Source organism: Qipengyuania pacifica (assembly GCF_019857205.1).
Taxonomy (GTDB): Bacteria; Pseudomonadota; Alphaproteobacteria; order Sphingomonadales; family Sphingomonadaceae; genus Qipengyuania; species Qipengyuania pacifica.
In genome coordinates, this window is sequence record NZ_JAHWXO010000027.1 from 1 (window position 1) to 4,955 (window position 4,955).

Annotated in this window: 4 protein-coding genes; 2 read left to right on the top strand and 2 right to left on the bottom strand. The window is 62.3% G+C overall.

The window, feature by feature from the left end:
- The first annotated feature begins 25 nt into the window (after positions 1-25).
- Complete coding sequence (locus tag KYK83_RS16835) at positions 26-385, top strand: type II toxin-antitoxin system RelE/ParE family toxin (RefSeq protein ID WP_222829072.1); 360 nt, start codon at positions 26-28, stop codon at positions 383-385.
- A 378-nt stretch (positions 386-763) separates the two neighbouring features.
- The gene (locus KYK83_RS16840) at positions 764-2,755 is read left to right on the top strand and encodes a ParB/RepB/Spo0J family partition protein (protein ID WP_222829073.1); all 1,992 of its coding nucleotides are present in this window, start codon (positions 764-766) and stop codon (positions 2,753-2,755) included.
- A gap of 69 nt (positions 2,756-2,824) precedes the next feature.
- Here the strand turns inward: KYK83_RS16840 and KYK83_RS16845 are convergent, their stop codons facing one another.
- A complete protein-coding gene (locus KYK83_RS16845) occupies positions 2,825-4,159 on the bottom strand; it encodes an MFS transporter (RefSeq protein WP_222829074.1) in 1,335 nt (444 codons plus the stop codon).
- 30 nt (positions 4,160-4,189) lie between these two features.
- Positions 4,190-4,792, bottom strand: a complete 603-nt coding sequence (locus KYK83_RS16850) for a transmembrane anchor protein (RefSeq protein WP_219150554.1) — start codon at positions 4,790-4,792, stop codon at positions 4,190-4,192.
- Positions 4,793-4,955 lie beyond the last annotated feature (163 nt).

Consider the following 4,955-nt stretch of genomic DNA (forward strand, 5'->3'; position numbering starts at 1 on the left):
CCGCGTACGGGGTAAGTCAAACTGAATGATGACGGCCGCCGTAGCGATCGAGATCACCTCCGGTGCGGAGCGCGATCTCGCGGGTATCTGGCAGCGCCGCCTGACGCAGCGCGGGCCGGATGGCGACGATGGTGCGAACGCACTACTAGATGACCTTGTCGCGTCTATCGAATCCCTTGTGAACAATCCTGAGAAAGGACCGGTTCCACCGGAACTTGAGGCTCTCGGGATCACCGACTTTCGGCAATTGTCGCGCTTTCCGTTCCGCATCATCTACGGGTATCAGCCCGAGCCAGCACCCGGTCAGGTGACCGTGTTCGTAATCGCTGATGCGCGTCGGGATTTTCGGACGCTTCTCGAAGACCGCTTGCTTAGCAGCGGATAGGCATAGGCTCCGCTGAAGAGGTCAGGGTCCGGATGAATCTGAGCGCTGCCTCCGATTGCGCTCAAGTTTCCCCTTCTCTCCTCCCCTCCGTGTGACTGAATGAATCGATAAGCTCCCGTATCGCGTACGCCGGAGCCTAATCACGTCCTTCCTCCAGTCCGAGCGGCTGATCTGCCTGTGCCCGCTGATGACGGGCCTGCGAATGGGTTCGCGCATTGAGAACAACTGCTCTCATGGACGGAACTTAGCCGATCCCTGCTCGCCCCATCTCGGTCGTATAGATGGTCGCCACAGCCATTGAAGAGAGTGGAGGGAGCCCTTTGGGCTTGTGGGCCTCGTGATCCTCACCTGCGCCTTCATTCCATCAGGAGAAAACCCATGATCCAGTCGATCCCCTTGAAGAAGCTCGCTGCGAGCCCGCGCAACGTTCGCAAGTCGAGCGACGTGCTCGCCGACCTCCAGCTGCGGGCAGACATTGCTGCGCGCGGTCTGCTGCAGAACCTCGTCGTTCGCAAAGGAAAGCGCGGCAAGTTCGAGGTCGAGGCCGGCGGTCGTCGGCTCGCCGCGCTGCAGGCACTGGCCGAAGAGGGCACCTTGTCCCAAAACCACGAGGTCACCTGCCTCGTGATCGAAGGCGAGGAAAGCGAGGTGCGTGAAGCCAGCCTTGCCGAAAACTTCCAACGTCTCGCGATGAATCCGGCCGACGAGGCCCAGGCCTTCGCCTCCATCATCGAGGCGGGGGCTACCCCTGAAGACGTGGCCCGCCGCTTCGGCCTCACCGTCCGCTTCGTCGAAGGGCGCCTGCGTTTGGCAAGTCTCGCACCCTGCATCTTCGAAGCACTCGCCGAGGGCACGATTACGCTCGACATGGCCAAGGCCTATGGCGCGATCTCCGACGTGGAGCGCCAGGCGCATGTCTATGCCGAGCTGCAGGACGCCTGGTACCAGATCACGCCCGACACGATCCGCCGCATGGTGCTCGATGCCACGGTGCGCGGTTCCGATCCGAGAGCGGTTCTCGTCGGACGCGATGCCTATCTAGGCGCAGGTGGCCGGATCGAACGCGAACTGTTCGACGACGATGCCAGCGAGAGCTGGATCGATATCGCGCTGCTCGAGGACCTCGCGCACAAGGCCATGGAAGGGGCGGCAGAAAAGGCCGCGCTCGAATATGGCCTTGCCTGGGTCCGGCCGACGCTTGGCAACTACGTCAGCCATGACCTTGTCGAAGGTCTCAATCGCTTGCCGTGCGAGCCGGCATCCATGACCGAAATGGAAGCGCAGGAGCTGGGCGAACTCGAAGCCGACTACGACCGTGTCGCCGCTATTCTCGAAGACGAGGACAGCGACGAGGACGAGGTCGCCAAGGCCGAACAGGAACTCGTGGTGATCGACCGCGCCATGCGCGCGCTCAATGACCGGCCGCCGGTACTCGCCGACGAACTGAGACCGGAGGCCGGCGCCTTCCTCGTCCTCTCGCGCAATGGCGAGCCGACCTTGGTCCCGCAGTTCTACACCGAGACCGAGGTCATCGCTGACGAAGGCGTGGTCGAGCCCATTGAAGAGAGCGGTGCGGCGAAGCCCAAGGGAAGCTCTTTGTCGCAGCGCCTACTCGACGAACTGGCAATGCAGCGCCGCGATATCCTGGCGATCCACCTCGCCAACGATCCGGCACTGGCGCTCGACTTCATGGTCTTCACGCTCGCAGATGCAGATGGACACGACTGGCGCGCCAAGAAGGCATCGACGCTGTCTGGCCCCGTCGCGTCCGGCCCGGTCACTGGGTTCGAGGCCAAGGACGCGCCGGCGAGCGCTGCGCTGGCCGAGTTCGCCGGTTCGCTCAATGAGAGCTGGCGTTCTGGCGAAAGCGACGTGGAGCGATTTGCGAGGTTCCGGGCGCTTTCCGACGAAGTGCGTTCGGCCTGGCTCGGCCATGTCGTCTCGCGCACACTGGTTGCCAGCCTGGCCTGCGAAGGCGATCGCTCGGTGCCGCTGCACGAAGCACTCGGCTCCCTCCTCGAAATCGAGACCGCGCATTGGTGGCGTCCTACGGCGGCGAACTACTTCGACCGCGTGGCCAAGGCTCGCACGCTCGAAGCACTCGACGCTGCTGGTGGTCCCGAACTGGTCAGTCGCTATGCCGCATCGAAGAAGGCCGAACTGGCGAGCGCTGCCGAACGCATCTTCTCGGGCAACTTCATCGGCGAGGCCGAGGTCAAGGAACGGGCGCAGGCCTGGGTTCCTTCGATCATGCGGTTCACTGATGCCGATGTTCCAGCCGATCTCGAAGAAGCTGCGTGGATTGATGACGAAGCTGACGAAACGGTCAGCGACGATGCGACTGGTGAGATTGCCGAGGAGGCTGCCTGACCCCTCCTGACAGGTCCAGGTCACTCGGCGGGCGGTCCGTCCCAATCGGGACGGGCCGCCTTTCTTGCTTCACACCTTGCCCGGCCACCCAGTGTGCAGATCGTCGATGACAAAATGATGCTGGTGGCTGCCTCCTCCGTGCTCTTCCAAATGCGGATGATCGGATGGCAGGTCGGGATGCGAATGCAATAGCAGCGAGGGGTCGTTGCGGGGCCAAAGCCATAGGGCAAGTCCAACGCCCGTGGTGGCCAGGCCAGCGAGGACCAGAAAGGCTGGCATCATGCCAAGCTGAGCGCCGATTTGTCCGGCCATCGGATATGCGACGAGCCAGCAAACATGGCTGAGCGCGAATTGGGCAGCGAACAATGCCGGGCGGTCCTCATCCGCCGACGAGCGTTTGAGCAATCTTCCGTTGGGCGTGACGCAAAGCGAATACCCGATACCCATCGTCAGCCAGCCGACCAGCACAACCGGCCAGAAGGTTCGGGGGCCCAACTGCCCGAACACCAGGCCTATCGTTGCCAGCGTGACCAGCAAGAGGCCGCCGCCGGCGATCATGATCGTGCGATCGTCAATTCGCGCCAGAATGCGCGGGAGGGCGAGTGCAGCCAGCATCGAGCCTGCTCCGTAGGCCGCCAGAGCCAGCGCGACGTCGCCTTCCGTCCGTCCCATGTTCTTCACGATAACTACCGTATTGACGATGACCATGGCGCTGCCTGCTGCCGCCGCCAGGGTTACCGCCAGCAAACCGACAAGCCTGGGTGTCTTGAGATAAACCCGCATGCCCCGCGTGGTCTTGCGCCATACGCCCTCGACACGCTTTGCGACCGATTTTCTGTACGGCAGAGCCGCACTCATGACGAGCAACGCAGAGACCACAAAACCGATAGCTGTTCCCGCGAATAGCCAATGGAAATTTATGACAACCAGTAGCGAGGCGGCCAGGACCGGGCTGATGAGACTTTCGAGATCATAGGCCAGTCGGGACAGGGAAAGAGCCTTCGTGTACTCCTCTTCGTCCGGCAGGATGTCGGGTATGGTGGCCTGAAAGGTAGGCGTGAACACGGCCGATGCCGACTGCAGCAGGAAAATGAGCAGATAGATTTGCCAGACCGCATCGACGAAGGGGAGCAGAAGCGCCACGCCGGCACGGATAATGTCCATTCCTACAAGCAGACGTTTGCGGGGTAATTTGTCGGCATAAGCGCCCGCCAGGGGGGCGATGCCGACATAAGCGACCATCTTGATGGCCAGGGCCGTTCCCAAAACGGCGCCGGCGTCCGCACCGGCGAGATCATAGGCCAGCAAGCCCAGAGCGACCGTCGCCAGCCCCGTTCCGACAAGCGCGATGACCTGCGCAAGAAACAGGTGACGATAAGTGCGATTGGTCAGAACGGAGAGCATGGCGATGTCTTCCTTCAGCCAGAGCGTGATTTAGACCACGCGCTTGATATCGGAGTAGCTGCCGTCGGTCTTGAGGGTCACGGTGACGGTTGCGCCTGAACGATTGCGCCAGAACCACCCATGGCTGCCATCGAAGGCGGCGACGAGCGTTCCCGCTTCCCCCGTGGATTCGCGGCCCTTGTCATACCCGTGATAAGAGATGCCCGGCGCATCGGCATGCGTATCGAAGTTGACGTGGCCGTCCTGCACCGACCATTCGTATTGAAGGCTGGCCCCTTCGGCCATGACCGCCTTGACTTCCGCACCCTCACCAGGCGCGAGCGTTAATTCGGTCACATCGCTGCGCGTTGCCGCTTCCGAACCGCTGCCGCTGTTATCGGCGAGCGAGCGGACCTCCTCGACGGCCGCATTCTGTTCGTCGGCGGCTGCTTCCGCGGCAAGTTGCTGTTTGATCTCGCCCATCTCGGAATATCCAAGAAGACGGCCCGCTCCGGTCGGATCGATCGCATATTCCGCGGGTAGAACCACGGTGACCAGAAGGACGGTCGCGGTTACCAGGGCGAACGCGGTCGCCTTGACGAGCTGGCGGTTGGTGGGAAGGTCGCTGGTGGACGGGCGCTGTGAATTGAACATGTCTATTCCTCCTGGAAAAATGTGATCAGGCTACGGCGAAGCCGACGAGTTGGTAGCCGACGAGCATGAAGCCCGCGGTCATGAGAAGAGTGTTGGCGGCAAAGGCGTGACGCACGAAGCTCTCGGTCCTGCGCCAGAAGCCCATCACGATCAGGATTGCGCA